27 protein-coding genes are annotated in these 25858 nt (G+C 75.7%); 17 read left to right on the top strand and 10 right to left on the bottom strand.

The annotated features are described in order from the left end of the window. Positions 1-4: 4 nt before the first annotated feature. On the bottom strand, positions 5-1513 hold the full coding sequence (locus ACI79O_RS13825; protein ID WP_456914435.1) for a DUF349 domain-containing protein: 1509 nt from the start codon (positions 1511-1513) through the stop codon (positions 5-7). A 40-nt stretch (positions 1514-1553) separates the two neighbouring features. Between ACI79O_RS13825 and ACI79O_RS13820 the strand changes: the two genes are divergently transcribed. From ACI79O_RS13820 to dapF, 3 genes are read left to right on the top strand one after another with little or no spacing between them, the layout of a single operon-like run. Further along, on the top strand, positions 1554-2249 hold the full coding sequence (locus ACI79O_RS13820) for a hypothetical protein (RefSeq protein WP_456914434.1): 696 nt from the start codon (positions 1554-1556) through the stop codon (positions 2247-2249). Continuing rightward, positions 2246-3166 (top strand): tRNA (adenosine(37)-N6)-dimethylallyltransferase MiaA, encoded by a 921-nt coding sequence (miaA, locus tag ACI79O_RS13815; RefSeq protein ID WP_456914433.1) that lies wholly within the window; start codon positions 2246-2248, stop codon positions 3164-3166. Before ACI79O_RS13820 ends, miaA begins: the two co-directional genes overlap by 4 nt. Further along, entirely contained in the window at positions 3163-4050 is an 888-nt protein-coding gene (dapF, locus tag ACI79O_RS13810) for a diaminopimelate epimerase (protein ID WP_456914432.1), read from the top strand. Before miaA ends, dapF begins: the two co-directional genes overlap by 4 nt. Here the strand turns inward: dapF and ACI79O_RS13805 are convergent. Beyond that, positions 4047-4250, bottom strand: coding sequence for a hypothetical protein (locus tag ACI79O_RS13805; RefSeq protein WP_456875957.1), 204 nt, complete (start codon positions 4248-4250; stop codon positions 4047-4049). The two genes, dapF and ACI79O_RS13805, sit on opposite strands and share 4 nt — an antisense overlap. A gap of 155 nt (positions 4251-4405) precedes the next feature. On the opposite strand from ACI79O_RS13805, the gene hflX reads away from it, so the two are divergent. The 3 genes from hflX (at position 4406) to ACI79O_RS13790 (ending at position 7773) form a co-directional block, all read left to right on the top strand. Continuing rightward, positions 4406-5872: a GTPase HflX gene (hflX, locus tag ACI79O_RS13800; RefSeq protein ID WP_456914431.1), complete on the top strand. Its 1467-nt coding sequence runs from the start codon at positions 4406-4408 to the stop codon at positions 5870-5872. A 112-nt stretch (positions 5873-5984) separates the two neighbouring features. Further along, on the top strand, positions 5985-6728 hold the full coding sequence (locus tag ACI79O_RS13795) for a phosphatase PAP2 family protein (protein WP_456891243.1): 744 nt from the start codon (positions 5985-5987) through the stop codon (positions 6726-6728). Continuing rightward, on the top strand, positions 6700-7773 hold the full coding sequence (locus ACI79O_RS13790) for a hypothetical protein (RefSeq protein WP_456914430.1): 1074 nt from the start codon (positions 6700-6702) through the stop codon (positions 7771-7773). Before ACI79O_RS13795 ends, ACI79O_RS13790 begins: the two co-directional genes overlap by 29 nt. A gap of 73 nt (positions 7774-7846) precedes the next feature. Here the strand turns inward: ACI79O_RS13790 and lexA are convergent, their stop codons facing one another. Next, positions 7847-8635, bottom strand: coding sequence for a transcriptional repressor LexA (gene lexA / locus ACI79O_RS13785; RefSeq protein WP_456891240.1), 789 nt, complete (start codon positions 8633-8635; stop codon positions 7847-7849). Between the two features lie 273 nt (positions 8636-8908). Between lexA and ACI79O_RS13780 the strand changes: the two genes are divergently transcribed. The 4 genes from ACI79O_RS13780 to ACI79O_RS13765 all read left to right on the top strand — a co-directional run bounded on the left by ACI79O_RS13780 (position 8909) and on the right by ACI79O_RS13765 (position 14324). Beyond that, entirely contained in the window at positions 8909-9571 is a 663-nt protein-coding gene (locus ACI79O_RS13780) for a LysM peptidoglycan-binding domain-containing protein (protein WP_456891238.1), read from the top strand. Positions 9572-9683: 112 nt separating this feature from the next. Continuing rightward, positions 9684-10298, top strand: a complete 615-nt coding sequence (locus ACI79O_RS13775; protein WP_456891236.1) for a hypothetical protein — start codon at positions 9684-9686, stop codon at positions 10296-10298. Between the two features lie 480 nt (positions 10299-10778). Beyond that, a complete protein-coding gene (gene nrdR / locus ACI79O_RS13770) occupies positions 10779-11327 on the top strand; it encodes a transcriptional regulator NrdR (RefSeq protein WP_456875964.1) in 549 nt (182 codons plus the stop codon). Positions 11328-11447: 120 nt separating this feature from the next. Further along, positions 11448-14324: a vitamin B12-dependent ribonucleotide reductase gene (locus tag ACI79O_RS13765; RefSeq protein ID WP_456891234.1), complete on the top strand. Its 2877-nt coding sequence runs from the start codon at positions 11448-11450 to the stop codon at positions 14322-14324. A 96-nt stretch (positions 14325-14420) separates the two neighbouring features. Here the strand turns inward: ACI79O_RS13765 and ACI79O_RS13760 are convergent, their stop codons facing one another. From ACI79O_RS13760 to ACI79O_RS13735, 6 genes are all read right to left on the bottom strand, one after another. Continuing rightward, the gene (locus tag ACI79O_RS13760) at positions 14421-14726 is read right to left on the bottom strand and encodes a hypothetical protein (RefSeq protein ID WP_456891232.1); all 306 of its coding nucleotides are present in this window, start codon (positions 14724-14726) and stop codon (positions 14421-14423) included. Between the two features lie 62 nt (positions 14727-14788). Then, entirely contained in the window at positions 14789-14956 is a 168-nt protein-coding gene (locus ACI79O_RS13755; RefSeq protein WP_456875967.1) for a hypothetical protein, read from the bottom strand. 157 nt (positions 14957-15113) lie between these two features. After that, the gene (locus ACI79O_RS13750; protein ID WP_456891230.1) at positions 15114-15575 is read right to left on the bottom strand and encodes a hypothetical protein; all 462 of its coding nucleotides are present in this window, start codon (positions 15573-15575) and stop codon (positions 15114-15116) included. 163 nt (positions 15576-15738) lie between these two features. Next, the gene (locus tag ACI79O_RS13745; RefSeq protein ID WP_456891227.1) at positions 15739-17082 is read right to left on the bottom strand and encodes a cation:proton antiporter; all 1344 of its coding nucleotides are present in this window, start codon (positions 17080-17082) and stop codon (positions 15739-15741) included. 110 nt (positions 17083-17192) lie between these two features. After that, a complete protein-coding gene (locus ACI79O_RS13740; RefSeq protein WP_456914429.1) occupies positions 17193-18065 on the bottom strand; it encodes an alpha/beta fold hydrolase in 873 nt (290 codons plus the stop codon). Positions 18066-18067: 2 nt separating this feature from the next. Continuing rightward, on the bottom strand, positions 18068-19420 hold the full coding sequence (locus ACI79O_RS13735) for a hypothetical protein (RefSeq protein WP_456891223.1): 1353 nt from the start codon (positions 19418-19420) through the stop codon (positions 18068-18070). 247 nt (positions 19421-19667) lie between these two features. Between ACI79O_RS13735 and ACI79O_RS13730 the strand changes: the two genes are divergently transcribed. The 3 genes from ACI79O_RS13730 to ACI79O_RS13720 are packed head-to-tail and all read left to right on the top strand — an operon-like array spanning position 19668 to position 21978. Further along, on the top strand, positions 19668-20639 hold the full coding sequence (locus ACI79O_RS13730; protein ID WP_456891221.1) for an alpha/beta hydrolase: 972 nt from the start codon (positions 19668-19670) through the stop codon (positions 20637-20639). After that, on the top strand, positions 20636-21289 hold the full coding sequence (locus tag ACI79O_RS13725) for an SDR family oxidoreductase (RefSeq protein ID WP_456914428.1): 654 nt from the start codon (positions 20636-20638) through the stop codon (positions 21287-21289). The genes ACI79O_RS13730 and ACI79O_RS13725 overlap by 4 nt, the downstream gene beginning before the upstream one ends. Beyond that, a complete protein-coding gene (locus tag ACI79O_RS13720; RefSeq protein ID WP_456891216.1) occupies positions 21286-21978 on the top strand; it encodes an SDR family NAD(P)-dependent oxidoreductase in 693 nt (230 codons plus the stop codon). Before ACI79O_RS13725 ends, ACI79O_RS13720 begins: the two co-directional genes overlap by 4 nt. 19 nt (positions 21979-21997) lie before the next feature. On the opposite strand, the gene ACI79O_RS13715 is transcribed toward ACI79O_RS13720, so the two are convergent. Beyond that, the gene (locus ACI79O_RS13715) at positions 21998-22933 is read right to left on the bottom strand and encodes a LysR family transcriptional regulator (RefSeq protein ID WP_456914426.1); all 936 of its coding nucleotides are present in this window, start codon (positions 22931-22933) and stop codon (positions 21998-22000) included. 119 nt (positions 22934-23052) lie between these two features. On the opposite strand from ACI79O_RS13715, the gene ACI79O_RS13710 reads away from it, so the two are divergent. The 4 genes from ACI79O_RS13710 to ACI79O_RS13695 all read left to right on the top strand — a co-directional run bounded on the left by ACI79O_RS13710 (position 23053) and on the right by ACI79O_RS13695 (position 25800). Continuing rightward, positions 23053-23784, top strand: a complete 732-nt coding sequence (locus tag ACI79O_RS13710) for an SDR family NAD(P)-dependent oxidoreductase (RefSeq protein ID WP_456891211.1) — start codon at positions 23053-23055, stop codon at positions 23782-23784. A 148-nt stretch (positions 23785-23932) separates the two neighbouring features. After that, positions 23933-24541: a ClpP family protease gene (locus ACI79O_RS13705; RefSeq protein WP_456875977.1), complete on the top strand. Its 609-nt coding sequence runs from the start codon at positions 23933-23935 to the stop codon at positions 24539-24541. Then, entirely contained in the window at positions 24538-24777 is a 240-nt protein-coding gene (locus ACI79O_RS13700) for a hypothetical protein (protein WP_456891207.1), read from the top strand. Before ACI79O_RS13705 ends, ACI79O_RS13700 begins: the two co-directional genes overlap by 4 nt. A 45-nt stretch (positions 24778-24822) precedes the next feature. Beyond that, positions 24823-25800 carry an NAD-dependent epimerase/dehydratase family protein gene (locus ACI79O_RS13695; protein ID WP_456914425.1) on the top strand — a complete coding sequence of 326 codons (978 nt, stop codon included), beginning with the start codon at positions 24823-24825 and terminating at the stop codon, positions 25798-25800. Positions 25801-25858 lie beyond the last annotated feature (58 nt).

Here is a 25858-nt window from a genome sequence, read left to right as displayed (position 1 = left end):
CGCGTCAGCGGCGGGAAGCGGACCGCTCCGCCTCGGCCAGCCACTCGCGCCGGGTGGCCAGGTTCGCCCGGGCCTCCTCGATCCGGCGGGCGTCGCCGGCGGCCTCGGCCTTGGCCAGCTGCTCCTCGGCCTTGGTGACCGCCGCCCGCATCGAGGTGACCATCGGGTTCTCCGGGGCGGTGCGCACCCGGCCGGAGTCGGCGGCACCGCGGATCCGCTGCTCGACGGCCTGCATGCGGTCCTCCAGCGAGCGCATGGCCCCGCGCGGCACGTGGCCGATCGCGTCGTAGCGCTCCTGGATGCGCCGCAGCGCCGCCTGGGCGCCGCGCAGGTCGGTCGCGGGGTCGAGCTTCTCGGCCTCGGCGAGCAGCTCCTCCTTGGCCTGCTGGTTGGCCAGCTGCTCGGAGGAGCGGGCCTTGTCGGACTCGGCGCGGGCGGTGAAGAAGACGTCCTGGGCGGCGCGGAACTGCTTCCACAGGTCGTCGTCGCCGTCGCGGCCGGTGCGCGGCACTGCCTTCCAGCGGTCCATCAGCGAGCGCATGGCCGCGCTGGTCGGGCCCCACTCGGTGGACGTGGACAGCCGCTGCGCCTCGGCGATGAGCTCCTGCTTGGCCGCGCGGGCCTCGCCGCGCTGCACGTCGAGCGCCGCGAAGTGGGCGCCGCGCCGCCGGCCGAACGCGTCGCGGGCCGCGGCGAACCGCGACCACAGCGCCTCGTCGGTCTTGCGGTCGATGCCGCGGATGGTCTTCCACTCCTCGACGATCGCCTTGAGCCGGTCGCCGGCGGCCTTCCACGACGTCGACTCCGCGGCGATCTGCTCGGCCTCGGCGGCCAGCGCCTCCTTGCGGGCGACCTGCGCGGCGCGGGCGGCGGCCTTCTCGGCGCGGGACTCGGCGGCCGCGGTGTCGGCGGCCCCGATCATGGCGCGGGCCCGGGCGGCGAGGCCGTCGAGGTCGCCGACGGCGGTGGCGGTCGGGATGGAGTCGGCCAGGGCCTGCACCTTGGCCTTGATCTCCGCCGGGTTGCCGGTGTGCGCCCGCAGCCGCGCCTCGAGCAGCGACACCTCGGTGGCGAGGTCGTCGAAGCGGCGGGCGAAGTGCGCCAGGCCCGCGGCGGGGTCACCGGCCTGCCACGAGCCGACCGCGCGCTCGCCGTCGGCGGTGCGCACGTACACGGTGCCGTCCTCGTCGACCCGGCCCCAGCGCGAGGGGTCGGAGGTGGCGGCCACGGCCGGCTCGGGCGCGGTGGGGACGGGAGCGGCCCGCTCGGGGACGGCCGGGGTCTCCGGCGTCGCGGCCTCCTCGGTCTCCGGCGTCGCGGCCGCCGCCTCGGTCGCCGGAAGCTCGGCCGCCGCCTCGGTCGCGGGGCCGTCGGCCGTCGGGTCGGCCAGCGCGGCCGCCTCGGGGGTGGGCGCGGTGGGCGTCCCGGCCTCGGGGGTGACCGCGTCCGGGCCGGCCGTCTCGGGCGAGGGGACCTGCTGCGACCCGGTTCCGGGGTTCTCCGTGCTCGACACGCACCGCAGTCTCCCACGCCGCATCGGCGACACTGCTGCGGTGAGCAGCCCGCCCGCCGGACCGGTCTCGGTCGCCTTCTGCCCGTGCCCCCCGCTGCTGCTCCCGCAGGTGGCCGGTCGGGCCGCCGCCGACACCGCGGGCCTGCGCGCTGCCTGCGCGGACGCGGTCGACGCGGTCCTCGCCGCCCGCCCCGAGGTGGTCGTCCTCGTCGCGCCGGACGCCGACGGCCGCTACGGCCCCGGCGACGGCGGGGACCTGCGCGGCTACGGCGTCGACCTCGAGGTGCCGCTGTCCGGGCGGGTGCGCCCGGGCGGCCGGCGGACCCCGCTGGGCCTGACCGTCGGCGCCTGGCTGCTCGACGCCGCCGGGCACACCGGCGCCCGGGTCGGCGTCGGCCCGCGCGACCTCGCCGCGGTGGTGGCCGGGCTCGCCGGCCCGGTGGGCGTGCTGGCGATGGGCGACGGCTCGGCCCGCCGCAGCGTCAAGGCGCCCGGGCACCTCGACGCCGCCGCCGCCCCGTTCGACGCCGCCGTCGCCGCGGCCCTGGCAGCCGGGGACGCCGCCGCGCTCGCCGCCCTGGACGCCGCCGAGGGCGAGCGGCTGCTGGCCGCCGGCGTCCCGGTCTGGCGGGCGGTGGGCGTGCTGCTGGCCGGCAGCGTCGTCGACGCGCGACTGCTCGCCGACGAGGCGCCCTTCGGCGTCGGCTACCTGGTGGCCTCGTGGCAGGGCCGGTGACCCTCCCGCCCGTCCTCGCCGTGGTCGGGCCCACCGCCACCGGCAAGACCGCGCTGGCCGTCGAGCTCGCCCTGGCGCTGGGCGGCGAGGTGGTCAACGCCGACTCGATGCAGCTCTACCGCGGCATGGACATCGGCACGGCCAAGCCCGACGCGGCCGAACGGCGCGGCGTGCCCCACCACCTGCTCGACGTCTGGCCGGTGCGCCGGACCGCGTCGGTGGCCGAGTACGCACGGATGGCCCGCGCCGAGATCGACCGGCTGCGCGGGACCGGCGTGCTGCCGTTGCTGGTGGGCGGGTCGGGCCTGTACGTGCGGGCCGTCCTCGACGACCTCGACATCCCCGGCACCGACCCCGCCGTCCGGGCGCGGCTGCAGGCCGAGCTCGACGACCTCGGGCCGGCCGCGCTGCACGCCCGCCTGGCCGCGCTCGACCCCGCCGCGGCCGCCGCGGTCCTCCCGTCCAACGGACGGCGGATCGTGCGGGCGCTGGAGGTCGTCGAGCTCACCGGCGGGCCGTTCCGGGCCACGCTGCCCGAGCCGCGGCCGCACTACCCGGCGGTCGTGGTCGGCCTCGACCGGGAGCCCGCCGAGCTGGACCGGCGCGTGGCCGACCGCGTGGACCGCATGTGGGCCGCCGGGTTCGTCGCCGAGGTCGAGGCGCTGGCGGAGCAGGGGCTGCGCGAGGGCCCCACCGCCTCCCGCGCGCTGGGCTACGCGCAGGTGCTGGCCCAGCTCGACGGCAGGCTCACCCCCGACGAGGCGCGGGAGCGCACGGTCGGCGCCACCCGCCGCTTCGTGCGGCGGCAGCGCTCCTGGTTCCGCCGCGACGCGACGACGACGTGGTTCGACGCCCGCCGGCCCGACCTCGCCGACGCCGTCGGCGCGCTGCTCGCCGGCCGTACGATCGGCCGGTGAGCGACCGGTTCCTCCTCGGGCACGGCACCGAGAACGACTTCGTCGTGCTGCCCGACCCCGACGGGGACCGCTGGCCCGAGGACCGTCTCGACGCCGCGCTGGTCCGCCGGCTGTGCGAGCGCCGCTCGGGCCTCGGCGGCGACGGCGTGCTGCGGGTGGTCCGCAGCGTGCACGTGCCCGACGCCCCCGCCGTCCTCGGCGAGCAGCTCGGCGCGTGCGAGTGGTTCATGGACCACCGCAACGCCGACGGTTCGCACGCGGAGATGTGCGGCAACGGCATCCGGCTGTTCCTGCACGCGCTGGTGACCGAGGGCCTGCTCGACCGCGCGGCCTGCGCCGACGGGGTCCTCGTGGGCACCCGCGGCGGGCCGCGACGGGTCGGCGCGGGTCCCGACGGCACCTACTGGGTGGACATGGGCCCGGCGCGCCCGTTCGGCCGCGGCGAGGCGACCGTGGCCGGCCAGGTGTTCGCCGGCCAGGCGGTGTCGATGGGCAACCCGCACCTGGTCTGCCTGACCGACGCCGACCTCGACGCGCTCGACCTCACCGCGCAGCCCGGGTTCGACCCCGCGCTGTTCCCCGACGGCGTCAACGTCGAGTTCGTGCGGGTGCTCGCCGCCGACGTCGAGGGCGCCGACGCGCACGTGCGGCTGCGGGTGCACGAGCGCGGGGTGGGGGAGACCCGCTCGTGCGGGACGGGCGCCTGCGCCACCGCCTACGCCGCGCTGGCCGCCGGGTCCGACGGGCCCCAGCGCGGCACGGTCGTCGTCGACGTCCCCGGCGGCCGGCTGACCGTCGACGTCACCCCCGAGACGACCGTGCTGCGCGGTCCCGCCGTCGTGGTGGCCACCGGCGAGCTGACCCGGGAGTGGCTCGCGAGCTAGGGGTTGTCCGGGGTGTCGGCGCGGGTCTCCGGCTCGTCGGTGGGCGCCTCGGGCTTGTCGCCGGGCCCGACGTTGCCGGTGCCACGCGGCGTGCCGGCCCCGGTGTCCTGGTCGGCGCCGCCGAAGAGGTTGCGCGGGACCTCGAGGCCGGCCGGGTCGCGGCCCGGGTCCTCGACGCCGGCGTCACTGCTGGTGCTCACGGGGTGCCCCTCTCGTCGGTGCTGCGGACGGTCCCGACCTACCCGGCTCCCGGCGGGATGCACCTGACCCGTTCCGGTGTTGCACCCGGTGTATGACGACTGCACAGACGACAACCCAGGTGACCACTGACGACGCGCGTGTCACGCTGGACGCGATGACGACCGCCCCCCGCAGCACCCCGATCGACGACCAGCAGGCCGTCGACCCCCGTCCCGCGCCGGCCGGCCAGTGGGACGACGACACCGACGACACCACCGGCTCCTACGACCTGGAGGCCCGCGGCGCGCTGCGCCGGGTGGCGGGCCTGTCCACCGAGCTCGCCGACATCAGCGAGGTCGAGTACCGGCAGCTGCGCCTCGAGCGCGTCGTGCTGGTCGGCGTGTGGACCGAGGGCACCCAGGCCGACGCCGACCGGTCGCTGGCCGAGCTGGCCGCGCTCGCCGAGACGGCGGGCTCGGAGGTGCTCGAGGCGGTGAGCCAGCGGCGGGACAAGCCCGACGCCGGCACCTACGTGGGCTCGGGCAAGGCCGGCGAGATCCGCGACATCGTGGCCGCGACCGGCGCCGACACCGTGATCTGCGACGGCGAGCTGACCCCCGGCCAGCTCAACGCGCTGGAGCGGATCCTCAAGGTCAAGGTGGTCGACCGGACCGCGCTGATCCTCGACATCTTCGCCCAGCACGCCACCAGCCGGGAGGGCAAGGCCCAGGTCGAGCTCGCGCAGATGCAGTACATGCTGCCGCGCCTGCGCGGCTGGGGTGAGTCGCTGTCCCGGCAGGCCGGTGGCCGCGTCGCCGGTGGTGGCGGCATCGGTACCCGCGGTCCCGGTGAGACGAAGATCGAGACCGACCGGCGGCGGATCCGGTCGCGGGTCAGCAGGCTGCGCCGCGAGATCGCCGGCATGGCCACCGCGCGGGCGACCCAGCGCTCGGCGCGCGGCCGCAACGCCGTCCCGAGCGTGGCGATCGCCGGCTACACCAACGCCGGCAAGTCCAGCCTGCTCAACCGGCTCACCGGTGCCGGCGTGCTGGTGGAGAACGCGTTGTTCGCCACCCTCGACCCGACGGTGCGCCGCGCGCAGTCGCCCGACGGCCGCGAGTACACCCTCACCGACACCGTCGGGTTCGTGCGGCACCTGCCGCACCAGCTCGTCGACGCCTTCCGCTCGACGCTGGAGGAGGTGGCCGGCGCCGACCTGCTGCTGCACGTCGTCGACGGCTCCGACCCCGACCCGCTCGGCCAGATCGACGCGGTGCACGTGGTGCTGCGCGAGATCGACGCCGCGGCGGTGCCCGAGCTGATCGTCGTCAACAAGGTCGACGCCATGACCGAGGACGACGTGCTGACCCTGCGCCGGGCGCTCCCCGGCGCGGTGTGGGTCTCGGCGCGGACCGGCGAGGGCATCGAGCAGCTCCGCGAGGTCGTCGCCGCCCGGCTGCCGCACCCGGACGTCGAGGTCGAGGTGCTCGTGCCCTACGACCGCGGCGACCTGGTGGCCCGCGTCCACCGCGACGGCGAGGTCTTGAGCGAGCAGCACGAGGCGGACGGCACCCGGCTGAGTGCGCGGGTCGACGGCGGCCTGGCCGCGGCGCTGGAGCGGTTCGCCGTCCCGGTCGGCTGACCGGCCGCGGCGCTCGCCCGCCCGGGTGACCGGCTGCCCGCCGGTCACCCGGGCGGCTCGCCGTCCCCCGCGGCGAGGTCACGGCCGGGTCACGGCCCGGTACCGTGGCCGCGTGACCAGCGGCGTGGTGCGTCGGGGGAGGGGAGCGCCGGCCGACGGCGACCCGTCGGCCCCCGTCCCCGCCGTCGTGACCCCAGGACGGCCGCCGTGGTGGCTGATGATCCTGTCGCTCGTGGTGACCGTGGGCGTCACCGTCGACCTGCTCAGCCGGGGTGTCCTGGAGCGGCTCGACCTCGAGGTCTCCGAGATCGTCAGCCAGTGGGGGCTGCGCGACTCCCCGGCCTACTGGCCGGTCTGGGCGGTCACCCAGATCGGCGGACGGGGCACGATCCTCGTCGTCCTGGCCGGCCTGGTCGGCTGGCTGTGCATCCGCCGGCGGACGCTGCTGCCCCTGGTGCGGGTGCTCGTCGCCCTCGCCCTGCTGACCGTCGTGGTCTACGCGTTCAAGTTCGGCACCGGTCGCACGGCGCCCGCCTATCCCGGCTCGTTCTTCCACCGCGACGGCGCCAGCTACCCCTCGGGGCACGTGGCCAACGCCGTGCTCATGTGGGGCGTGGCCCGCTGGCAGGCCGTCGAGTACCGGCTCGCGCCGCCGGTGCAGCGGACGCTGTGGTGGCTCAGCGTCGTCGGGCCGGTGGCCACCGGGATCGCCATGGTCTCGCTGGACTTCCACTGGGTCACCGACGCGGTCGTCGGGGCCTCGGTCGGGATCCTGCTGCTGGGCGTGGTGCACGCACTCGACGCAGTCGTGCTGTCACGCTGGGCGGGTGCCCGCGCCGGCCGTCCTCCCGCGTAGCGCGCGGGCGTGCGCCCCGCGCGCACCGGCCGCCGTCCTCGGGCTCGCGCTGGGGCTCGCCCCGGTCCTGCTGCCATCGGCCTCCGCGGCCGCCGAGGAGGCCACGCCCGCACGGCGCTGCCAGGTGACCGACCCCCGGCTCGCGGAGCTCTCCGGTCTCGTCGACGTCGGCGACCGGATGCTGGCCGTCGCCGACGGCGGTGAGCGGGTGACCGTCGCGGTCCTCGACCAGACCTGCCGGGTCGTCGACGAGACCGTCGCGCCGCTGGACCCCTACGACCCCGAGGACCTCGGCGTCGGACCCGACGGCACCGTGTGGCTGGCCGACACCGGGGACAACAACGCCACCCGGGAGACCGTCGCCCTCATCGCGCTGCGGCCCGACGGCGCCACGGCGCTGCACCGGCTCACCTATCCCGACGGCCCGCACGACGCCGAGGCACTGCTGGTCGCGCCCGACGGCACGCCGTACCTGGTCACCAAGGAGGTGCTCGGGGCCAGTCACGTCTACCGGCCGGCGGCACCGCTGGTCGACGGCGGCACGGTCGAGCTGGCCGACGTGGGCACCGTGGCCTTCACGCTCACCGGGACGCCGGGCGGCCCGGTCGGGCGTGCCGGCCAGTTGCTGGTGACCGGGGGCGCGGTCGCCCGCGACGGCAGCCGGATCGCGCTGCGGACCTACACCGACGCCTACGTCTGGCCGCTCGCCGGGTCCGACGTCCCGGCCGCGCTGGCGGGCGAGCCGGTGCGCATCGCGCTGCTCGAGGCGCCGCAGGGCGAGGCGGTGTCGTTCACCGCCGACGGCGCCGCGCTGCTCGTCGCCGGGGAGGGACCGCCCGGCGACGTCACGGTCGTGCCGATCCCGGCCGGGGCCGCCGCGTCGTCGTCACCGGCGGGGACCTCGACGGCGACCGCGCCCGCCGACGGCGGCACGGACATCCCCCCGGTCACCGCCGGGCTGGTGGCGGCCGCCGTCGCCACGGTGGCGGTGTGGATCGGCGGCCGCCTGCGCCGCCGGCGGGCGGCCGCGCCACCCACCGGCTGAACCCGCGACCCCGGGGCCTGGCTCCTGCCGCGCCGGTCGGCGGGAGCCGGGCCCGCGTGGGTCGGGCGGTGGGTCAGACGCGGCGCAGGACGGACACCACGCGGCCGAGGACGGTGGCCTCGTCACCCGGGATGGGCTCGTAGGCCGGGTTGTGCGGCAGCAGCCACACGTGCCCGTCGCGCCGCTTGTAGGTCTTGACCGTGGCCTCGCCATCGAGCATGGCGGCGACGATCTCGCCGTTCTCGGCGGTGGGCTGCTGGCGCACGACCACCCAGTCGCCGTCGCAGATCGCCGCGTCGACCATCGAGTCGCCGGCGACGCGGAGCATGAAGAGGGTGCCCTCGCCGACCAGCTCGCGCGGCAGCGGGAAGACGTCCTCGACGGCCTGCTCGGCCAGCACCGGGCCACCGGCGGCGATCCTGCCGACCAGCGGCACGTAGGTGGGCGCGGTGCTGCCGTCGGCGGCGGCCGGCGCGGCCGGTGCGCCCTCGGCGGCCGTGTCCCCGGGCAGCCGCACGTCGAGTGCGCGCGGGCGGTTGGGGTCGCGCCGCAGCCATCCCTTCTTCTGCAGCACCGAGAGCTGGTGGGCGACCGACGACGCCGAGGACAGGCCCACCGCCTCGCCGATCTCCCGGACCGAGGGCGGGTAACCGCGGCGGTCGATCGAGTCGCGGATGACCTCGAGGACCCGGCGCTGCCGCTGGCTCAGCCCGTCGCCGGCGTCGCCCCGATCGGGGAACGACCGCACCGCGGCGGTCTGCCCCCCGGCGCCGTCGGCAGCGGTGTCCGTCCCCCGCCGGCCTCCTCGCCGGGTGGCCGTGCCCCCGCGCGTGCCCTGGCCGGTGCCGCTCGTGCCCGCCACGTCTCCTCCTCGCCGGCCGTGTCGCCACGGCCCTCGTGTCCCGCCCGCCACCCGGAGGACCCGGCCCCCGGACGCCGGGAGGTGCCGGCGTCCGGGGGAACGGGCGGACGGCTGCTGATCGGACCGTAGCGCCTCGGGCCCGGTACTTCAAACGTGTGTTCGAAACCCGTCGGAGGTGTCGGGTCGACCCCGTCGGTCCCATGCGGTAGACATCGCACAGACGTTCGATCGAACGCGTGTTCGACGGCGGTGGGATGACGAGGAGGAGTGGTCATGGGCAGCGTGCACCAGGCGGTTCTGGAGTTCGACGCGGCGGTCCGGGTCCCCTGGCGGCCGCTGCTGGCGGAGGGGGCCGCGCGCGGGACCGCGGCCCCGCGCCGGCAGGCACCTCCCCCGGCTCCGCGTCGCCCGGCCCAGGGCACTCCGGCGTCGCCGCGGGCGGCCCTGCCGGGCTCGGGTCCGCGGATCACCGGGCACCTGCGGCCGGTGCCCGACCGCCCGGCCGCGGCGCCCGTCCGCGCCACCGGTCCCGCCGCGGGGCCGGCCGCCGAGGCGCCCCGCACCCGCCGGGCACCGGCGCGGCCGGGGGGCCGGCCGGTGCGCTGCGAGCCGGCCCGGGCCGGCCGCGGTCCGGCGGCGCCGGCCCCCGGGCCCGTGCGGCTGACCCGCCGCGGGCGCCGCCTGGTGGCCGTGCTGGTCCTCGCCGCGGGCGTCGGCGGCGCGGTCCTGGGGCGGGAGGTGCTCGCTCCCGAGCAGGGCCTGCGGCTCGCCGGGGAGAGCAGTGTCGTCGTGCAGCCGGGTGACACCGTGTGGTCGATCGCCGGCGAGGTCGCCGGCCCGGAGCAGGACGTGCGGGTCGTCGTCGACGCGATCGAGGAGCTCAACGACCTCGACGACTCGGCGGTGGTCGCCGGTCAGGTGCTGCGCCTGCCGTGACCGGGACGGGGGCACTCCTCGGACAAGTGACGAGACCGCCCCGCCCGGTTCGTCAACCATCGGTGTCCGGTCGCTCACGCATTCGGCTTGAACGAACACATACGGTGAGGACGTGTCAGCAGCCGTGAACAGCAGGGCAGCGGTGTCATTCGGGTCGCCGCAGGACGTCGAGGTGCTCGTGGACGGCGCCTGGGTCGCGGGCGCGATGCTCGGCTGGCGGCACGACGAGACCGGCGCGTGCGAGGTCTGGGTGCGACTGCGCACCGAGGTCCCGGGCGTCGTCGAGGGCGCCGGGACCTGGGTCGATCTGGCCGCCGTCCGGCTGCCGGAGCGCCGGCTCACGCTGGCGCCGGCGGTCGCCACGGCGGTCGCTGCCACGGCCGCGATGTCCGTCGTCCGCCCGGTCGGCGTGCCGGCTGCTGACCGCCCGCGCCGTTCCCGCCGGCACTGTGCCGACGTGACCGCCGAGCAGCCCGCCGTCGGCGTGGCCGGGCCCGGCCGGCACCGGGCTCCCTCCGCGGCCGGCGCCGGCCGGCACCGCGCGGTCACCGCCGAGATGCCGGCCGTCGCCGGGTCCGCCGGGGCACCCGTCGCGGTGTCCGTGGGCACCTCTGGCGCCACCCTCGTTCCCGACGCGGAGCCCGACCTGCTCACCCGGCCGATCCGTCTGGGCGACCTGGTGCCGAACCCGCGCGGCAGGCGTCCCGCGGTGCGCCCGTCGGTCTGAGCGACCCCTCTCGGGCGTCCCGCGCCCTCCCGGACCCGCCGGCGGCGTCCCCGGCCGTGCCGGGCACCGCGCGGTGGCGGCGGTCCTGGTCGTGGCCGGCGTGTACACCCGGCAGCCGTGTCCCGCGCGCGGACGCGCGGGCGCCGCGGCGTGTCGTGTGACGGGTGGGAGAGGTGGTCGCGCCTGGTCACCGCGAGGTCACGACCGCATCTCGGGGGAAGAGACACGCCCGGCGTCGGCTTGCAGATGTTGTGGAGCCAGGCCTACTGTCCCCCTACATCTAGTGGTCACGACGGAGGGAGTCCTCCACAGGGCCGTCCTCAGGTCATCCCCGGGGTGTCCACCGGATGTCCCCAGAGGGGTCCACAGCAGAGGGCGGCGAGGCGTGGTGGCCGGTGGCATCCGGCCGTCCGCCGGCACGTCCCACCCGGCGCCGGGGAGACCGGTACCGAGCTCGTCCGCAGAGGGAGGTGAACCGCAGTGCGCTGCCCCTTCTGCCACAACCCCGACAGCCGGGTGATCGACTCGCGCGAGGCCGACGAGGGTGCCACCACCCGTCGCCGTCGTTCCTGTCCCGCCTGCGGCCGCCGGTTCACCACGGTGGAGGAGGCCGTCCTCGCCGTCGTCAAGCGCAGCGGGGTCAGCGAGCCGTTCAACCGCTCGAAGGTCGTCGCGGGCGTGCGCCGGGCCTGCCAGGGCCGGCCGGTCGACGAGGACCAGCTCCAGCAGCTCGCCCAGCAGGTGGAGGACGCCATCCGCGCCAGCGGGGTGGCCGAGGTGCCCAGCCACGAGGTGGGCCTGGCGATCCTGCGGCCGCTGCGGGAGCTCGACGAGGTCGCGTACCTGCGCTTCGCCAGCGTCTACCGCGCCTTCAGCTCGGTCGAGGACTTCGAGAAGGAGATCACCGAGCTGCGCGCGCGGCACCACACCGGGGGCACGCCACCGCTGCCCGGCATGCAGCTCGACCCGCCGCCGCGCCGTCGTGGCGGGCGCGGCCAGGCCGGCACCAGCGGCGCTGCCACCCCCTGACCACCGGCCGGCAGCGTCGCCGGACCGTCCAGCACCACCTCAGAAACCGTCAGCACCAACCGCTAGGAACAGGGTGGCTCTCTTCCCCAGCCGCCTGGACCACTCACCGAGGGAGAGCTCGTGACCGAGATCGAGGACCGTCCGGCAGGCCGCACGCGTCGTGCCCCTAAGGCGCCGACCCGGGGGAAGGGCCTGAAGGTCAAGCGCGTCTACACGACCGCCGGCGTCCACCCCTACGACGAGGTGGCCTGGGAGCGCCGCGACGTCGTCATGACCAACTGGCGTGACGGCTCGGTCAACTTCGAGCAGCGCGGTGTCGAGTTCCCCGCCGAGTGGAGCATCAACGCCACCAACATCGTCACGACCAAGTACTTCCGTGGCGCCGTGGGCACCCCGCAGCGGGAGACCAGCCTGCGCCAGCTCATCGACCGGGTCGTCCTGACCTACGGCGCCGCCGGCCGTGAGCACGGCTACTTCGCCACCGAGGGCGACGCCGAGGTCTTCGAGCACGAGCTGACGTGGATGCTGCTGCACCAGGTGTTCAGCTTCAACAGCCCCGTGTGGTTCAACGTCGGCACCAGCGCCCCGCAGCAGGTCAGCGCCTGCTTCATCCTCGCCGTCGACGACACGATGGACTCGATCCTCAACTGGTACCGCGAGGAGGGGCTGATCTTCAAGGGCGGCTCCGGCGCCGGCCTGAACCTCTCGCGCATCCGCTCGTCCAGGGAGCTGCTCTCCTCCGGCGGCACCGCCTCGGGTCCGGTCAGCTTCATGCGCGGCGCCGACGCCTCCGCCGGGACGATCAAGTCCGGCGGCGCGACCCGGCGCGCGGCCAAGATGGTCGTCCTCGACATCGACCACCCCGACATCGAGGAGTTCATCGAGACCAAGGCGCGCGAGGAGGACAAGATCCGCGCGCTGCGCGACGCCGGGTACGACATGGACCTCGGCGGCAAGGACATCACCAGCGTCCAGTACCAGAACGCGAACAACTCGGTCCGCGTCTCCGACGAGTTCATGCGCGCGGTCGAGGACGGCACCGGCTTCGGCCTGCGTGCCCGCCTCGACGGCTCGGTGATCGAGACCGTCGACGCCAAGGACCTGTTCCGCAAGGTCACCCAGGCCGCGTGGGAGTGCGCCGACCCCGGCATCCAGTACGACGACACGATCAACGACTGGCACACCAACCCCGAGACGGGTCGGATCAACGCGTCCAACCCCTGCTCGGAGTACATGAGCCTGGACAACAGCTCGTGCAACCTGGCGTCGCTGAACCTCATGAAGTTCCTGAAGGACGACGGGACCTTCGACGCCCGCACGTTCGTCAAGGCCGTCGAACTGGTCATCACGGCGATGGACATCTCCATCTGCTTCGCCGACTTCCCGACCGAGCCGATCGGTGAGACCACCCGGGCCTACCGGCAGCTGGGCGTCGGCTACGCCAACCTGGGCGCGCTGCTCATGGCCACCGGCCACGCCTACGACTCGCGCGGCGGCCAGACCCTCGCCGCGGCGATCACCTCGCTGATGACCGGCACCGCCTACCGGCGCTCGGCCGAGCTGGCCGGCATCGTCGGCGCCTACGAGGGCTTCGCCCGCAACGCCGACGCCCACGCCCGGGTCATGCGCAAGCACGCCGCGGCCAACGACGCCATCCGCCCGGTCGGCGCCGATGACGCCGACGTGCTCCGCGCGGCCACCGCCCAGTGGCAGGAGTGCCTGGACCTCGGTGCCGAGAACGGCTGGCGCAACGCCCAGGCCTCGGTGCTCGCCCCCACCGGCACCATCGGCTTCATGATGGACTGCGACACGACCGGCATCGAGCCGGACTTCTCGCTGGTCAAGTACAAGAAGCTGGTCGGCGGCGGGTCCATGCAGATCGTCAACCAGACGGTCCCGCGGGCGCTCAAGAGCCTCGGCTACCAGGACGAGCAGGTCGAGGCGATCGTCGAGTACATCGCCGAGCACGGCCACGTCGTCGACGCCCCGAGCCTGCGCCCGGAGCACTACGAGGTCTTCGACTGCGCGATGGGCGAGCGGGCCATCTCCCCGATGGGCCACGTGCGGATGATGGCCGCGGTGCAGCCGTTCATCTCCGGTGCCATCAGCAAGACGGTCAACATGCCGGAGACGGCGACCGTCGAGGACGTCGAGAACATCTACTTCCAGGGCTGGAAACTCGGCCTCAAGGCGCTGGCGATCTACCGCGACAACTGCAAGGTCGGCCAGCCGCTCTCCGACGCCAAGGCCAAGAAGACCACGGCCGATGGTGGGGCCAAGGCGGAGGTGGAGGCGGCTCCGGTCGCCGCGACGTCGCACCCGGTCCGCCGCCGCCTGCCCAAGAAGCGGCAGAGCATGACGACGTCGTTCAGCGTCGCCGGCGCCGAGGGCTACATGACCGCCGGGATGTACGAGGACGGCAGCCTCGGCGAGGTGTTCCTCAAGCTCGGCAAGCAGGGCTCGACCCTGGCCGGTGTCATGGACGCCTTCTCGATCGGCATCTCGATCGCGCTGCAGCACGGTGTGCCGCTGGAGACCTACATCCAGAAGTTCACCAACATGCGGTTCGAGCCGGCCGGCATGACCGACGACCCGGACATCCGGATCGCCCAGTCGGTGATGGACTACATCTTCCGCCGCCTGGCCCTCGACCACCTGCCGGTCGAGACCCGCGCCACCCTCGGCATCTTCACCGCCGAGGAGCGGGCGGCGCAGGTGTCGGGCAGCTACGGCGGCTCGGCCTCGACGGCGGAGGTCGTCGAGGAGGAGGTCGACGTCGAGGCGCTGCGCGGCTCGGTGCCGACCGAGGCGCCGGCCAAGCCCGAGCCCGCCGCGGACAAGCCGGTCAAGGAGGCCCACTCCTCGGCCGAGCTGCTCGAGCTGGTCACCGGCAACGTCACCGACGCGCCGCTGTGCATGACCTGCGGCACGAAGATGCGCCCGGCCGGCAGCTGCTACGTCTGCGAGGGCTGCGGCTCCACCAGCGGCTGCAGCTGACCCTGACCGGTCAGGGACGTCCCTGACCACCGAGGTCGTCACCGGCCCGGTCCCCTGCAGGGGGCCGGGCCGGTGACGTCTCGCGGGGGCGACGCGTCAGGGCAGCCGCGCGAGCAGTGCCCGGGCGAACGCCTCGGCGGCCGGGTCGACCGGCCCGTGCGTCGCCGCGGCGCGCAGCCAGCCCGCCAGCGGCGCGGCCAGCTCGGGGGAGAGGGCCGCGATCCACGCACCGGTCCCGGCCCGTGCCTCGGCCACGTGCTCGGTGCCGCCGTCGGGGGAGTGCGCGACCACCTCGGGACGGGTCGCCAGCAGTCCGCCGGTGCGCCAGTCGCCGGGGGTCGTCCGGGCGGCGAGCGCGTCCAGCCGGTCGGCCGTCGTCCGCAGCAGCTGCTCGGGGTCCACCGCGCGATCGTGCCCGACCCGCGGTCGGGCCGAGGAGGTCCCGCCGAGCGCGGTGCCCGCCCTCAGGCCGGGGCCGCCGCCGTCGGTGCGATCGCGGCCGTGAGGCTCAGCCGCAGGTCGAGCAACGCGTCGAGCGCGTCCTGGGCCGCCTGGCACAGGCCGAAGGCGCGGCCGCTCGGGGCGCTCTGGAAGTCGTCGCGGGCGGTGCCGAGTTCTCGGTAGGCGGCCACGATGCGACGGTCGACGTCGGGAACGGGGGGACGAGAGGGCGACACGTCGCCTCCAGCGGATCGGCGGCGCCGGGAGTGGATGCCCGGTCGTCACGGGTCCCTCTACCCACCGCGGGGCGGGCGCACGCGCGCTCCGGCGACACCGGTCGTCCGCGGGTCAGTCGATCCCGCACTCCTCGCGCAGGTAGGTGTCGACGTTCTCGCTCGCGGTGTCCAGCCCGCTGCCGGCGTCCTCGAGCGCGGCGACCGAGTCCTGGTCGGTGAGGTCGAGGTCGGCCATCGCGTCGGCCATCCGGTCCAGGCCGGCCTGCATGGCCTCCCAGTCGTCGGCGATCGCTTCCGGTGCGCTCATGGCGCGCATCTCGTCCCCGAGCCGGCGGAACACCTCGGGGACCGAGGCGTCGCCCTCGGCCTCCGCGAGGGCGTCCTCCACCCGCTGGTCGAGGTCGGCGGCCTGGGCGCAGAAGTCGTCCCCGGCCGCCGAGTCCTCCGCGGGGGAGTCGGTCGCCGGGGTGTCGGCGGCCGACCCGCCGCCGTCGCCGGAGCCCTCGTCGCCGGAGCACGCGGCGAGCAGGACGACGCCGAGGAGGGTGACCACCCCGGCTCGGACGGAACGCATCTGCTGGCGCATGGACCGACCCTCCCGCCGCCGCGGCGGCGCGGGCAGAGGCGAAGGACCGTCGCCGGCGGCGGGCCCGGACGGACCACCGGCCCGGTCCCTCGTCGAGGGGCCGGGCCGGTGGCCGTGCGAGCGGGGACCGCGGCGGAGCGGCGCGGCCGGGTCAGCCGACCTCGACGGCCCGGGCGGTCGGCTGCTGCTCCGGGCGGCCCAGGTACCGGTCGACGAGTGGACCGGTCATGCCGGTGGTGATCAGCGCCATGACCACCGCGCCGGCCTGCAACTGGGGGCTGATGACCCCGGCGTTGAGCGCGACCAGGGCGACGACGAGCACCATCAGGCCGCGGCAGTTCATCAGGATGCCCAGCGCGTTGCTCTCGGCCCAGGTGAGCCCACCGAGCCGCCCGCTGACCAGGCCGCCGCCCCACTTGCCGATGATCGCCACGACCACGAACAGCGCGATGCCGGGCACCACGGCCCAGGTCAGCGTGGTGAAGTCGGTGCGCAGCCCGCTGTAGGCCAGGAAGATCGGCAGCAGGAACACGATCGCCACGTCGGAGAGCCGCGAGGTCAGCGCCGTGGTGAGGACGGCGTGCCGCGGCACGACCAGGCCGGCGACGAAGCCACCGACGAGCGCGTGGATGCCGATCCGGTCGGCGGCGTACGCGGCCAGCACGACCATGCCCATGACGACGGCGAACTGGGTGCCGGTGAGCGGGTCGCCGGCCTCGCCACCACGGAACAGCCGCGCCAGTGCCGGCCGCACGACCAGCCACATCACCGCGAGGAAGACGAGCGTCCCGGTCAGCCGCCACAGGTGCGAGGACGCCGGCTCCCCGGTGGCCACGCCGCGGGCGACGCCCACCGTGAGGAACATGAGGATGGTGACCAGCGCCGCCGCCGCGATGCCGACGATGCCGAGCGGCGAGGTCGCCAGCCCCTTCTCCTGGAGGATGCGCGCGGCCACCGGGAACGCGGTCACCGCCAGCATCGCGCCCACCATGAGGGTGAAGCCGATCCGGGACGGGTCGCCGACGCCGGTGAACCGGTCGGTGAAGAGGACCGGCGCGATGAGGAACCCCAGCGCGACCGGGATGGCCACGACCCCGACGGCCACGGTGACGATGCCGGCGGCCCGGCCGCGCAGGCGGTCGGTGTCGAGCTCGAGCCCGACCAGGAACATGAACAGGACCAGGGCGATCGTGCCGAGCAGGGCCAGCCCGCTCTGCGCCTGGGCCGGGAACAGGCACGAGCTGATGCTCGGCGCCACCCCCTCCGGGAGGGACCGGTCGCAGGCCAGGAACGACGGCGCGTCGTCCCAGACGAACGTCGTGGCGCCCAGCAGGGAGGGGCCGAGGAGGACGCCCGCGACGATCTCGCCGACGACACGGGGCTGGCCGACGCGCAGGGCGAGCGCGCCGACGAGACGGGCGGCGATCAGGATGATCGCGATGTCCAGCAGGACGAAGGCGATCACCTGGTCCCCGGGCAGGGACGGTGCGGGCATGGGGGTCTCCGGAGGTGGGGGCTGAGCGGCGGCACATGGTGGCGCAGCCCCCCGGTCCCCGTCACCGGTTCCGTGCGCGGCACTTTCACGCCTGTGGAAACCGGAGCTGCTCAGCCCTGCGCCGTCGTCGAGGCAGCCGCCCCCGGCTGCGCCTGCTGCCGGCGGGGGAGCGGCACCGGCCCGGCCTCGACCTCCTGCCAGAAGGCGTCGACCCGGGCGTTCCAGCGCTCGGGCACCTCCTGGAACGGCTGGTGCGACTCGGTCTCCCACACCTCGAAGCGGGCGCCGGGGATGGCGTCGGCCACCACCCGGCCCAGCGCCGGACGCGCACCGGGGTCGACGCCGCCGGCGAGGACCAGCGTCGGCACCGCGATCTGCGGGAGCCGGGCGGTCGTGTCGTGGTCGGGCAGCGGGTCGAGGTAGCGCTGCAGGTCCCGCGCCGACTGCTTGTGCGGGAACGCCAGCGCGTCGTCGACCAGCGCGGCGACCGTGCCGTCCGCGTACGCCCGGGGTGTGTAGATGTCGAGGAAGAACCCCTCGAGGAACGCCCGCTCGCTCGGGGCGGCCTCGACCAGCCACTGCACGAAGCGCACCCAGGACCGGTAGTAGGGGTCCATCGCGGCCCAGGTGCTCTGCAGGACGAGGCTGCGCACCCGGTGGGGGTGGCGCAGCGCGAGCTCCTGGACGGCGATGCTGCCGCCGGAGTAGCCCACCACGTGCGCGGCGGCGATCCCGAGCCCGTCCAGCACCGCGGCGGCGTCGTCCGCCATCGCCTCGATGGTGACCGGCTCGTCCGGCATCGCGGTGCGGCCGGCGCCCCGGTTGTCGAAGGCCGTCAGCCGGTAGCGGCCGGCCAGCCCGTCGAGCTGCGCCTGCCACGCCTCGACGGTGTCCCCGGCGCCGCAGACGAGCAGGACGTCGGGTCCCGCGCCGGCCTGCTCGGTCCAGATGTCCAGGCCGTTGCCGGCCACGTACCCGCCCACGGTCAGCCCTCCTCGGCGTGCCACCGGTCCATGTGCTCGGCGTGCGTGCGCAGGTACGCGTTCGCGGTGAAGAACCGGTCGTAGAACTCCAGGTCCAGGTGGTGGGCCTGCAGGTAGTTGAGGATGAACAGGGTCGGCACCGTCCCCGGGAACTTGCCGAACGTGTCGAACACGTACTGCGCCTGCAGGGCGATCAGCGCCCGGAAGCGCTCGTCGTGCACCTGCGCGCTCCCGCGGAAGCCGGGGCTGTCGGTCCACGCGCCCGGGGTGTCGCGGTGGAACGGCCCGCCCGGGCCGAACTTGCGCACCACGAACGCGTCGACCGCGGCGGCCATGTCGGCGTGGTGCGGCGGGCAGAACGCCTCGAACACCCCGGGCAGGCCGGTCGGGTTCGGCGTCGACCAGCGCTCGTCCTCGTCGTAGCGGAACCCCAGCCCCGGGACCTCGGGGTTCCCCGACGCGCCGAGCACGGTGAACCGGTCGATCCCGTCGAACATCCAGCCGCCGAGGCCCATCGCCTGCAGCACGAGCGCGCCCGCGTAGCAGCTCGTCGCCAGCTCCGCGGTCGCCTCGGTCAGGGCGTACTGCTCGACGAAGGTCAGCGGCAGGGGCTCCTCGACGTCGACCAGGTCGGCGAAGGCCTCGACGCCCGGGATCCGGCGGCGGTGGACGTCGTCGCTGACGCTGTACCCGTTCTGTGCGAGGAAACAGAGGATCGCGATCATGTGCTGGGCGATGTCGGCCACCGGGATGACCAGCAGCGATCCCGGCACGTTGACGCACCAGGTGTTGTGGCCCTCCATGTAGGGCTCCTCGGCCGGCAGGTGGAGCCGGCGGTCGGAGAGCCGCCGCACCCGGTCGCGGTGCCGCTCGACCATCAGCCGCGGCGTGACCTCCTCGGTGGCGGGGTCGACCAGCGCTCCCGCGTCCCGGGTCGGGAAGAACCAGACGCCGGAGTCGTCGGTGAAGAACAGCTCCGCGGTGTGGAAGCCGGCCGCCGACGGGAAGGTCCGCCCGGCCGCTCCTCCGGCGTAGTTCGCGGCGTGCGGCGCGTACCGGGCGTTGCGGGTGATCGAGTAGTGCCAGCCCGTCGTGCCGCCCGCCGCGCTGACGACCAGCATCCGCTCGAGGTCGGTGAGCGGGACCGGGTCGTGCCGGGACCGGTATGCGAGCGGGCCGTCCGGGATCTCGTCGCCCAGCGCGAAACGCCGGGAGCGCCGCCCGTAGAGCGCCTCCAGCAGCGGGAAGGCGGCGAGGTCGGCCAGCGGGTCGGACCGCGGCGGCGCCTCCTCGGACCTGCGGGCGGACGGGATCCCCCCGGCCGGGGTGGTCGTCGGTCGCTGCGTGGTGCTCATCGCGTTCGTCCTCGCTGTGCTCGGCCCCCGCGCGGGGCGAGGCTCCCGCCGGCGGGCACCCGGGTCAACGGAGACCGCCGCGTCCGCCCGGCGACCGCCGGGCACGTCCGGGAGGGGCGATAGCGGGACGTGATCGGCTTCGGTATTGGCCTCCCGCCCTCCCCCGCGTCACCGTGGACGCGCCCGGCCGGAGCCCCCGCCGGCCGGGCCCCTCGCTCCGTCGTCCCGCCCCGCCGTGGAGAGCGACATGACCGCTGCACCGCCGATGCCCGTGCGGACGGCGACCGCGCCGGCCCGGGTCCGCGACGAGCGGCGCCGCCGCGCCGACGGCGTGACGGCCGAGGCCGTCGTCTTCCCCGCCCACGGCACCCCGCTGGCCGGGGTGCTCTACCGGCCGGCGGGGGTCAGCGGTCCGCTGCCCGGTGTGGTGGTCACCGGCACCTGGACCAGCGTCCGGGAGCAGATGGCCGACCGGTACGCCGCCCGGCTGGCCGCCCGCGGTCACGCCGCGCTGGCCTTCGACCACACCGGTTACGGCACCAGCGGGGGAGCGCTGCGCGACTACGAGTCACCGGGGCTCAAGGCCCGCGACATCGGTGACGCGGTGGGCTACCTGGCCGGCCGCACCGACGTCGTCGACCCGGGGCGGATCGGTGCGCTCGGGGTCTGTGCCTCGGCGGGGTACACGGTCAGCAACGCCGTGGCCGACCCGCGGGTACGGGCGCTGGCCCTGGTGGCCCCCTGGTTGCACGACGCGGAGGTCGTGGCGGACACCTACGGCGGCGCCGAGGGCGTCGCGATGCGGATGGCCGCCGGTGCCCGGGCGCGCAGCCACCACGAGGCGACCGGCGAGGTGACCTACGTGCCGGCGGTCGGTGTCGGCGACCCGCTGACCGCGATGCCGTTCGACATCGACTTCTACCAGGACCCGCTGCGGGGAGGGGTACCCGCCTGGAGCAACCGCTTCGCCGTCATGGCCTGGCCCGGGTGGCTCACCTACGACCCGATCTCCCTGGCCCCGCGGGTGCGGCAGCCGGTGCTGCTCGTGCACAGCGAGGACGCCGCCATCCCGCAGGGCGCGCACCGGTTCGCCGCGTCGGTGGCCGGGACGATCGACCAGTACTGGGACGACGGCACCCAGTTCGACTTCTACGACGGCGACGCCCACGTCGACCGCGCCGTCTCCCTGGCCGGCGCCCACTTCGCCGAGCACCTGTGAGCACCCTGCTCGTCGTCGGCGGCTCGGGGCGCACCGGCCGGCGGGTCGTCCAGGGGCTGCTCGCCGCCGGGCAGCCCGTGACGGTCCTCAGCCGCCGGCCGCGGCCGGTCGCCGGGGTCGGCACGACCGTCGGAGACCTCGCCGACCCCGCCACGTGGCCGGCGGCCCTGGAGGGGGTCGGCGGGGTCGCGGTGTCGGTCGAACCGCCCTACGACGCCGACGGCGCCGAGGCGGTCATGCACCGCGGCGTGGCCGCCCTCGCCGCCGCCGCGGCGGACCGGGGGACCCGGGTCGTGCTGGTGAGCCAGATCTACGTCACCCACCCGCAGGCGTACCCGACGATGGCGCACGTGACCGAGGCCCGGTGGCGCGGTGAGCAGGCACTGCGGGCCAGCGGCGCCGACCACGCCGTCGTGCGGCCCGGCTGGCTCACCGACCGGCCCGCCACCGGGGTCCGGCTCGAGCAGGGCGACACCGGTGACGGGGAGACCAGCCGAGACACCGTGGCGGCGGCGTGCGTGCACCTGCTGCTGCGCCCACCCGGCGCGCCGGTCACCTTCGAGGTGTTCGACGACCCGGCGGCGGGGGCCGTGGACTGGACGGCGGCGCTGGCCGCCCTGGCCCCCGACCGCGTGGCGGGTGCGCGGTGAGGACCAGCGGCGTCGCGGTCGTCACCGGCGCCAACCGGGGGATCGGCCGGGAGGTGGTGGCCCGGCTCGCCGCCCGCGGGGTGACCACCGTCCTCGGGTCCCGTGACGAGGCGCGCGGCCGGGACGCCGCCCGTGGCATGACCGGTCCGGTCGTCGTCCGGCAGCTCGACGTCGCCGACCCGGCCAGCGTGGAGGCGCTGGTGTCCTGGCTGCGGATCGAGCACGGCGGCGTCGACGTGCTCGTCAACAACGCCGCCGTCCACTACGACACCTGGCAGACCGCGGTCGACGCCGACCTCGGCGTGGTCGCCGAGGCGCTGGCGGTCAACGTCGTGGGCGCCTGGCGGATGGCGGTGGCGCTGGCCCCGCTGCTTCGGCCGGGGGGCCGCCTGGTCAACGTCTCCAGCGGCGCCGGGTCCTTCGGGGAGACCGACGGCGCCGGCGGGGCGCCGGCCTACTCCGTGTCAAAGGCCGCCCTCGACATGCTCACCGTGAAGCTGGCCGCCGACCTGCGCCGCCGTCGCGTCCTGGTCAACGCCGTCTGCCCGGGCTGGGTGGCCACCGACATGGGCGGCGCGGGCGGCCGCCCGGTGGCCGACGGCGCGGCCAGCGTGCTGTTCGCCGTCGACGTCGGCGACGACGGGCCCAGCGGCGGCTTCTTCCGCGACGGCCGGCCGATCCCCTGGTGACCCGGTCGGGCGGTCGGACTCACCCGGCCGCGGCGGTCGGGGGGCCGGGCACTCCCGCGCCGGGCGTCGACGCTGCGGCCTCCACGCAGGCGGCCACGAAGTCGTGGACGGCCGGCCGGGGGTCGCCGTCGCGCCACGCGATGGCCAGCTCACCGGGCGGCAGCCCGCGCACCGGACGGACCACGTACTCGGGACGGCGGTAGATCGCCGCGTTGCCGGCGCTGATCAGCGCGACGCCCAGGCCCCGGCCGAGGGCCTCCACCGTCTCCTCGGGGCCGTGCACCACCGCGCCGATCCGCACGGGGTGGCCGTCGCGGGCCTCGACCGCCAGCCAGTAGTCCCGCAGGCTGCCCGTCGACTCGGGCAGCGCGAGGAACGGCTCGTCGTAGAGGTCGGCCATCGTGAGCTCGGCCCGCTCGGTGAGGGGGTGGGCGGCGGGCAGCGCCAGGTGCCGCTCCTCCCGGACGAGCACCCGGTGGGCCAGCCCGCTGTCCTCGGGCAGGGGCAGCCAGCAGAACGCGAGGTCGGCGGCGCCCGAGGTCAGGCCGGCGGTGCGGTCGTCGAACGTCGTCTGCTGGAACTGGACGGTGAAGCCCGGGTGGCGCTGCTCGAACGCCTCGACCGCGGCCGGGATCAGGCCGCGGCCCACGCCCACCGACATCCCGACCGTGATCGTCCGGCTCGCGGCGGCGACCGCCTCGGCGACGGCGTGCTGGGCCTCGTCCCACGTCGCGACCGTCGCCCGGGCGTAGGGGACCAGGGCCCGGCCGGCGGTGGTCAGGGTGACCCCGCGCGGCCCGCGGGCGAACAGCGGCGCGCGGACGTGCTGCTCGAGCACCTGGATCTGCCGGCTGAGCGCGGGCTGGGAGACGAACAACCGCTGGGCGGCGCGGGTGAAGTGCAGCTCGTCGGCCACCGCGAGGAAGTACCGGAGGTCCCGCAGGTGCACGTCCATGAGGGGGTGCTATCACGCCCGGCATTGGACCGACAGTTCTGCAGGTCCTGCACTGACGGAGGACGGTCGGCGGTGACCGACCGCGACGAGTGGAGGGTCAGGTGCAGGGACGACCCACCGTGGCCGCACGGCCTCCGGCAGCGTCCCGGGTGCCGCCGGCGGTGGTCGTGGTGACCGGCGCCAACCGCGGCATCGGGTTCGAGCTCGTGCGCCGGCTCGCGCTCCGCGGTGACACCCCCGTCATGGCCGTGCGCGACCTGCGCCGCGGGCTGACCGCGGCCCGGGAGCTCGGGGCGCGCGACGGCGTCCGCCTCGACGTCGTCCGGCTCGACGTGACCGACCCGTCCAGCTGCACCCGGGCCGCCGAGGAGGTGCGCCGCTGCCATGGCCGGGTCGACGCCCTCGTGAACAACGCCGCGGCGCCCCGTGACGTGCGCGGCACCGCCGCCGCGGCGGACCTCGAGCAGGTCCAGCGGGCGTGGGAGGCCAACGTGCTGGGCGCCTGGCGGACCACGCAGGCCTTCCTCCCCCTGCTGCGGCGGAGCTCCGCCGGGCGGGTGGTCAACGTGTCCGCGGAGGCCGCGTCGCTGGTCAACATGGGCGGGGGAGCGCCCGCGTTCCGCGTCTCGAAGGCCGCCCTCAACGCCCTGACCCGCATGCTGGCCGCCGAGCTCGGGCGCGAGGGCATCGCGGTGAACTCCGTCTGCCCCGGTTGGGTGGCGACCGACGACCGGGGCACCGGTGGGCGGTCGGCGGACGACGCGGCCGCCAGCATCCTGCGGGCGGTCGACCTGCCGCCCGGGGGCACCACCGGCGACTTCCTCCGGGACGGCCGCCGCCTGCCCTGGTGATGCGGGCGCGGCGCCGTCGACACCATTTCGCCATCGGCGCCAGAAATGCGCGGAAAGCGTAATGGCGCCATTTCGCTGCGCATTTCCGTGGATCTCCCGATTGACTGCGACCGTCCGGTCCCGGCGGTCCCCAGGAGGTCTGAGAACGATGACGACGAACGGCCACGGCTCGCTGCAGGACGCCGTCCTCGACCGGCTGCTGCAGGAGCGCATCGTCGTCCTGGGCAGCCAGGTCGACGACGACGTCGCCAACCAGCTGTGCGCGCGGATGCTGCTGCTGGCGGCCGACGACCCCACCCGGGACGTGCACCTCTACGTCAACTCACCCGGTGGCTCGGTCACCGCGGGGATGGCCGTGTACGACACGATGCAGTTCATCGACTGCGACGTCGCCACCTACGCGTTCGGCATGGCGGCCTCGATGGGCCAGTTCCTGCTGACGGCCGGCACGCCGGGCAAGCGGTACGCCCTGCCGCGCACCCGGATCCTCGTCCACCAGCCCTCGGCCGGCGTCGGGGGCACGCAGTCCGACATCGCCGTCCAGGCCGACATGCTGCGCCGCCTCAAGCGCGAGGTGAACGAGCTGCAGGCGCGGCACACCGGGCAGACCGTGGAGCGGATCGAGCGCGACTCCGACCGCGACCGGTGGTTCACCGCGGAGCAGGCCGTCGAGTACGGGCTGGTCGACCACGTCGTCGGGTCGGCGGCGGCCCTGCCCGGCCCGGCCCTCGTCCCCGCCGGCGGGGGCGCGCGGTGACCGACTGGCTGAGCGCGGCGCTGCACGAGGACCGGTCGGCGGAGCTGCGGCGCTCGGTGCTGCACCACCGCCGGGTCGCCGCGGCGCGGCGCCGGGCGCACGCCCGGGAGCTGGCGCGCCGGGCCGCCGCGCTGGCCGAGCGCTCCGCCGTCCTCGCCGCCCGTGCGGCGCTGCTGTCGACGGGCCCGCACGCCGTGGCGGACCCTCCGGCGAGGGGGCGGGTCGCCGCGCGGTGATCCCGCGGGCGGGGTCCCGCTGCGCGGCCGTGCCAGGGTGGGGCCGTGCGCGTCCTGGTCACCGGCAGCTCGGGACACCTCGGTGAGGCGCTGGTCCGCGTGCTGCGCGCCGCCGGCGACGACGTCGTCGGCCTGGACCTGCTGCCCTCGCCGTGGACCGACGCCGTCGCCTCGGTCGGTGACCGGGGCGCGGTCCGCGCCGCGCTGGCCGGCGTCGAGGCCGTGCTGCACACCGCCACGCTGCACAAGCCGCACGTCGGCACGCACGACCGCCAGGCGTTCGTCGACACCAACGTCACGGGCACGCTCACCGTGCTGGAGGAGGCGGTGGCCGCCGGCGTCGGCCGGGTCGTGGTCACCAGCACGACCTCGGCCTTCGGTCGCGCGCTGACCCCGGCGCCGGGGGAGCCCGCCGCGTGGGTCACCGAGGTGGTGGCCCCGCGGGTGCGCAACGTCTACGGCGCCACCAAGGTCGCCGCCGAGGACCTCTGCGAGCTGCTCGCCCGCGACACCGGCCTGCCCGTGGTCGTGCTGCGCACCTCCCGGTTCTTCCCCGAGGGCGACGACGCCGACGACGTCCGCCGCGCGTACGACGACGACAACGTCAAGGTCAACGAGCTGCTGCACCGGCGCGTGGACCTCGCCGACGTGGTCTCCGCCCACCGCGCCGCACTCGACCGGGCACCGGCGCTCGGGTTCGGCCGCTACGTCGTCAGCGCCACCACGCCGTTCCGCCGCGAGGACCTCGCCGGGCTGCGCACCGACGCCCCGGCCGTCGTCGCCCGCCTCTTCCCCGACGCGCCGGCCCTGTACGAGCGGCTGGGCTGGCGGCTGTTCCCCTCGATCGACCGGGTGTACGTCAACGCCGCCGCCCGCGCCGACCTCGGCTGGACGCCGGAGTACGACTTCCGCGCCGCCCTCGACCTGCTCGCCGCCGGGCGCCCGCCGCGCAGCGAGCTGGCCCGGACCGTCGGCGCGAAGGGCTACCACGCGGAGCCGACCGGGCCGTACACCGTGCGCTGACGCCGCGATCGTCGGTGGGCCGTGCCAGGGTGACCCGACCGGCGGACGACCCGAGGGG

This window comes from Geodermatophilus sp. SYSU D00696 (assembly GCF_054050235.1).
The sequence above is the reverse complement of the archived record's forward strand: the minus strand, read 5'-3'. Positions and strand labels throughout refer to the sequence as shown.

Coding starts and splice junctions, on each gene's coding strand:
- ACI79O_RS13715 (WP_456914426.1), bottom strand. CDS start 22,933: ATGGACGTGCACCTGCGGGACCTCCGGTACTTCCTCGCGGTGGCCGAC.
- ACI79O_RS13730 (WP_456891221.1), top strand. CDS start 19,668: ATGACCGCTGCACCGCCGATGCCCGTGCGGACGGCGACCGCGCCGGCC.
- hflX (WP_456914431.1), top strand. CDS start 4,406: ATGACGACCGCCCCCCGCAGCACCCCGATCGACGACCAGCAGGCCGTC.
- ACI79O_RS13780 (WP_456891238.1), top strand. CDS start 8,909: ATGGGCAGCGTGCACCAGGCGGTTCTGGAGTTCGACGCGGCGGTCCGG.
- ACI79O_RS13745 (WP_456891227.1), bottom strand. CDS start 17,082: ATGCCCGCACCGTCCCTGCCCGGGGACCAGGTGATCGCCTTCGTCCTG.
- ACI79O_RS13750 (WP_456891230.1), bottom strand. CDS start 15,575: ATGCGTTCCGTCCGAGCCGGGGTGGTCACCCTCCTCGGCGTCGTCCTG.
- ACI79O_RS13735 (WP_456891223.1), bottom strand. CDS start 19,420: ATGAGCACCACGCAGCGACCGACGACCACCCCGGCCGGGGGGATCCCG.
- ACI79O_RS13705 (WP_456875977.1), top strand. CDS start 23,933: ATGACGACGAACGGCCACGGCTCGCTGCAGGACGCCGTCCTCGACCGG.